Source organism: Bacillus cereus group sp. MYBKT14-1 (assembly GCF_051915185.1).
Taxonomy (GTDB): domain Bacteria; phylum Bacillota; class Bacilli; order Bacillales; family Bacillaceae_G; genus Bacillus_A; species Bacillus_A cereus.
In genome coordinates, this window is sequence record NZ_JBQAEF010000038.1 from 1 (window position 1) to 5032 (window position 5032).

Sequence of the window (5032 nt, forward strand, 5' to 3'; positions counted from 1 at the left end):
TTCCCCATAAGAAAAACACCTCCATTAAAATCATAACTGATACTTACGATTTAGAGAGGTGTTTTTTTTCGTCTCATTCTCTGGGTTCACTCCAATAGGAAAGGATGGCGTATTTTTATGTCTATTTCTGTATCTGGTGAATTACAGCTATTTGCTCAAGAGATTCAACGTTTTTTTATCTCCAAGTATTTTACGAGACCTTGCTAGAGATGTTGGTTTTGTGCAACGAGCTAGTAAGTACCAAACAAAAGATTTAATCGCTTTATGTGTATAGATGAGTCAAAATACCGCTACGACTTAATTAACTCAATTATCTAGCCGTTTAGAAGCATCAACAAAAGTGCTCATCAGTCCTGAAGGACTAAATCAACGATTTAATAAAGCAGCCGTTCAATTTTTACAACATATATTAGCTGAACTACTAAACCAAAAATTAGCCTCATCTATGCCAATTTCTTCTCCATATATTTCTATTTTCAAACGTATTCGTATTTTAGATTCAACTGCATTTCAACTCCCAAATCCCTTTTCATCTATTTCTCCGGGTGCAGGAGGTTGCAGTCATACAGCGGGGGTGAAGATTCAGCTTAAGTATGATTTATTAAGTGGACGATTCCTTCATATTCATACAGGACCAGGCAAACAACATGATCGAACTGTGTGTCCCAACTGTAACAGCGAATGATTTATGTATCCGAGATTTAGGGTATTTTCATTTGAAAGATCTTCAACATATACAACATAAAAAGGCTTATTATATCTCACGTATCAAATCGAATACACGTATTTATCAAAAAAATGAAACCCATCAGGGTTTATTTCATATGCAAATCTTTAAATTACCTACACAAAAAAAGAAACAACCCCTACTATAATTGACGTTGTATTTTCTTAGTTGGATAGCGATGCAGCGATACCCCTATTATTGTAATAAAAGCCATATTTTACTCGTGTTATTTTGCATAAAGAAATGCCATAATCCACTTTGACTAGCTGTTACTGTTAAGAAAGTGAATGCCATTGAAAACGTTAGCAGTTAATCATCCATAACTAAGGAGATGGATACTTCTTAGATTGCGGTAAACGCCGTAGCCCTTAACAATTTGTTAGGTTTTTTTTATTTTTTTCGAGGATGTTTTTGCCCATCCCTCGAAAAATCAAGACTAAAATTAAAAATGAATAGAAAAAACAAGGCTCTTAATTCGTGGAGATAACTACAAAGTAAGATACAGAAAAGACACCATAAGGTGCCTTCCTCCTACTTGAACCACTTTAATTTTAATAACGAGAGAGCTAATAGAATACTACCCAATTCCCATTTTACCATATTTATCTATATTGTTCATTGAGAAAAAATATTGCGTATGTCCGTAATATCCATATTGGTAAACTTCGCAATATCTTCTATATCCATGACATTTTTATGCATGCCTCGGATTAACTGTTCTCTTTCAGCTAATTTTCCTTTTTCCATACCCTCTTGAAGCCCTTTTCTCTTCTTTCTTCGATACCGACTTTACGAGCAAGTGCTAATTTGGCTTGCTCATCAAATAAAACCTTTTCTCTGGTTTTATACGCAAGGCGGAAAGAACTGCTCTGACTCATGTTCTCCCATTTATGGATCGCTTTTTGTAACATAGGGTCTTGTTTCATGGCGATGACCTCCAAATGTTAATCTTCATGCGCTGGTAACAACAGCTACCAACGAGCAAATTCATTTTCCCACAGATTAACTTTTTCTTCTCTCCATTGCTGAAGCAATTTTGGAATTTCAATAAAATGAATTTCTAAATCATCGAGTAAAACTTCCTTGTGCTGTTGACTCCAAAAATGTCCCACTTTATGCATATCATCATAAAGTGGAAAGAGATCAAAATCTAATATATTAATTGCAATAATCTTTCGTAAAGAACCATATGTCATTCCTTTTTCTAATTGTGAGGTATACAGTTTACTCCAGTAATATAAGGAGCGCTTTACAATTTCTTGTGTATTCTTTAACTGGATTTCCACATTTATTTTTGTTCCGTCCTAAAGTGCAGCAAGTATATCTAGTATGGATAATTTACCTTCTTCATATCCTTTATGCAAATGTGGATCTTCAATTTTCAGTGATGCAATCGGTGTAGCTAAAGACTCATGCAACATTGCATTTTAAAAAAAATCAATAACTCCTCTTGTCCTTGCACACCGAATAATTGCTTAAAAGCAAAATCGACTCGTAAATTGACTAAAGGTTGATTTATGGTTAGAGTCACCTTTCTTTGTGGGTATTCTATATGAGGTCACCATATCAAAAAAGAAAATTGTACGTTTAGACACATTTTGGACACAAATTAACCAATTCTCTGTACGTTAAGGAACCGGTTATTTATTTTTACTGCTTTTTTTATGAAGTTTTTATCTCGTAATGCTCTTAGATGATTAAAAATTATTATCTGTTGATTTATCAGCATCTCTTTTTTTTACAATTTTATAAGCAATCCAAATAAATAAATTACAAATTATAAGTCCGATACAAGCTGGTAAAACGATTGATACTCCTGAACCATCCCCTGCATATAAACTCCATAGAACTTTCAATATAGCAATTAAGTTAATGACAAATATTCCATACTTCCATGAGTGTTTCCAAAACGCATATGCTAAAGCAAACATTGTCACCGGAACTAGTGAAGAAAACGCAATCTTAATAAAATTCCACTTGCCAAACAAATAATTCATTTCCATTTCCAAAAAAGCTGCCACTTTGGGATTCACTGTTGTAGGTTTTTCAAACCAAAACATACTTGTAGCTAATGCAACTAAAGTGATTATTATCCCTTTGATACTTCTTTTATAAGAAAAATAGCAAAACGGCAATAAAAATAGTGGACGAATATACCAACTCAGGATATTTTGATGTCTCTCAAACGCCCAAGTAAAAAAATCATTAAGAAAATCCACAGATAATCACCTTCTAAGCGCAGCAACATTGGTATTTGATCTAAAATGAAAAATAGTCAGTTTAATGTTAGTATGTTTTTAAATATATATTTGTAGAAGCGTGTAAATGTCTATTGATATAGAAATACTCCAGGTTATTCATTGTCTTTTTATAGCATAGAAAACCCTTAGAGGTTCCGTCGTATGCCCATTAACTTAAGAATATTAACTCCCCCTCAATTGTAAAAAAACGTTATTCTCTCTAAACAAGTTAAATTAGAAAGGATGACGCTTTTTATGTATATTTTGATTCAAAGTGAACTCCAATTATTTGGTGAAGAATTACACCGATATCTTACACTTTAGAAGAGCTTGCTAGAAAACTAACTTTTGTACAACGGAAACGTAAGTTTTCAGATCATGATTTGGTTACTCACAATATAAAAAACTCAAATTTCTAAGCATTTAAATTCAGAGTGTTTTTTTCATTACTCCATAAACAGCTTCTTTTTTATTGAATGTGTATTTTATTTCGGTATAACTGGGACCCAGAGTTCATGTCTCGGTTTATGTTTCGGACCGTAATAACATTCTATGCACGGTAAATTTGCAAGTTCATACTCAGAGGTTGGGACCCACTCAGAATATAAGCGTTTCCATGCATCTACTATGTTCGGAAAAACTGCCCATGTACTTGCAGGAATAATTAATGTTTCCATATCACCTGATACTTCCCCATCATACCTTACACCCATAAAGTAGGAAAATTCTTCATCTGTTATGGCGGCTTCTTTTCCACAAACCCCCAAAAGGCTTTCAAGCGTGCATTTTGGATTTTCCCATGACATATCTATTAATTCTTGCATAAATCCGTCTTTTTTGGCAGTGTTCCAAAGTGTAGGGATTTTTTTAAATGCGCTGCTTGTTTTTACAGGTTTACTCTTTCCTACAATTCTCAACTCAAAATCGAGGTTTTCAATTCTGTAATCCATCTCGGTACCTCCTTTAATAGAAATTTGGAAGGAAATTTTCGGAAAAGCTTTTAACTGCACTCCTTTATTACGAGCATTAGAAGGAGTTATTCCATGCATTTTTTTAAAAGCACGTGAGAAAGCATCTGAAGAAACGTAACCGTATTTAATTGCTACATCGATGATTCGAATATCATTTTTTTGAATTTCAAATGCTGCAAGCGTTAACCGTCTTCGTCTAATATATTCTGAAAGCGACACACCTGAGATTGAAGAAAACATTCTTGAAAAATGAAACTCAGAGCAATTCGCTGCCTTTGCAATCTTCTTGTAATCTATTTCTTCATCCAAACTATTCTCAATGTAGTCCAATGCATTATTCATTCTTTCTAGCCAATCCATAAGTTTACTTCCTTTCAAATATTTACTTTAATACATAATAGATAATAATAACCGACATTTCATGCCTAAAAATGTCGGTACAAAAATTACACCCTTTAATAGAATGTAAAATAAGGGTGTACTATTTGGGGTCTCGCCAACTAAACGCGAATTTCGTACGCTAAGGAAGTTCTAAGTTAAAAACTTGGTTTTACTGTACTGTGAACTACCCGCCACTTAACGTCCTAACGGACTGTTTGAAGTGGGGGCTTCTCGGTTAGTCGTTACTTTTGGTAGCTAACGAATTCGTCCTAAGACAGTCGAGCTAACTCCCTTGTTCCAAGGGTTATTTTATTGCTATCTATGCTAACGCCAATAGGCGTATTGCTTCATTTTTGATATTGATAGCTGCGTTATAATCTCTATCCAGATTTACACCGCATATACAAGAATAGACTCGCTCAGACAATGACATATTTTTTACATTTCCACAACTGCTACATGTTTTTGTGGAAGGAAACCATTTGTCTATTTTCACTAGCTGTTTGCCTTGTTCATTTAGTTTATAAGCTAAGAAAGAAGTGAACATACCCCAAGCATTATCAGCGACGCTTTTTCCAAAATGAAGTGCTTGCGATATTCCCTTCATATTTAGATCTTCAATAGCTACAACATCAAAATGAGTAGCTAACTCTTTAGACTTATGATGAAGGAAGTTCTTACGTTGGTTTGCTACTTTTTCATGCAGCTTAGCT

At 34.1% G+C, this 5032-nt stretch carries 3 protein-coding genes and 2 pseudogenes; 1 reads left to right on the forward strand and 4 read right to left on the reverse strand.

What is annotated here, in order from left to right:
- Positions 1–117: 117 nt before the first annotated feature.
- Positions 118–800: pseudogene (locus ACTFO4_RS30245) on the forward strand (IS4 family transposase); the annotation flags it as partial.
- Positions 801–1342: 542 nt separating this feature from the next.
- On the opposite strand, the pseudogene ACTFO4_RS30250 reads toward ACTFO4_RS30245, so the two are convergent.
- The 4 genes and pseudogenes from ACTFO4_RS30250 to ACTFO4_RS30265 form a co-directional block, all read right to left on the reverse strand.
- A pseudogene (locus ACTFO4_RS30250) lies at positions 1343–2246 on the reverse strand (Rpn family recombination-promoting nuclease/putative transposase).
- Positions 2247–2424: 178 nt separating this feature from the next.
- Positions 2425–2946, reverse strand: a complete 522-nt coding sequence (locus ACTFO4_RS30255) for a hypothetical protein (protein WP_426867544.1) — start codon at positions 2944–2946, stop codon at positions 2425–2427.
- A gap of 506 nt (positions 2947–3452) precedes the next feature.
- Positions 3453–4298, reverse strand: coding sequence for an AraC family transcriptional regulator (locus ACTFO4_RS30260; protein WP_426867546.1), 846 nt, complete (start codon positions 4296–4298; stop codon positions 3453–3455).
- Between the two features lie 340 nt (positions 4299–4638).
- Positions 4639–5032, reverse strand: a 394-nt coding sequence (locus ACTFO4_RS30265; protein WP_240854163.1) for an RNA-guided endonuclease InsQ/TnpB family protein, incomplete at its 5' end; no start/stop codon positions are given.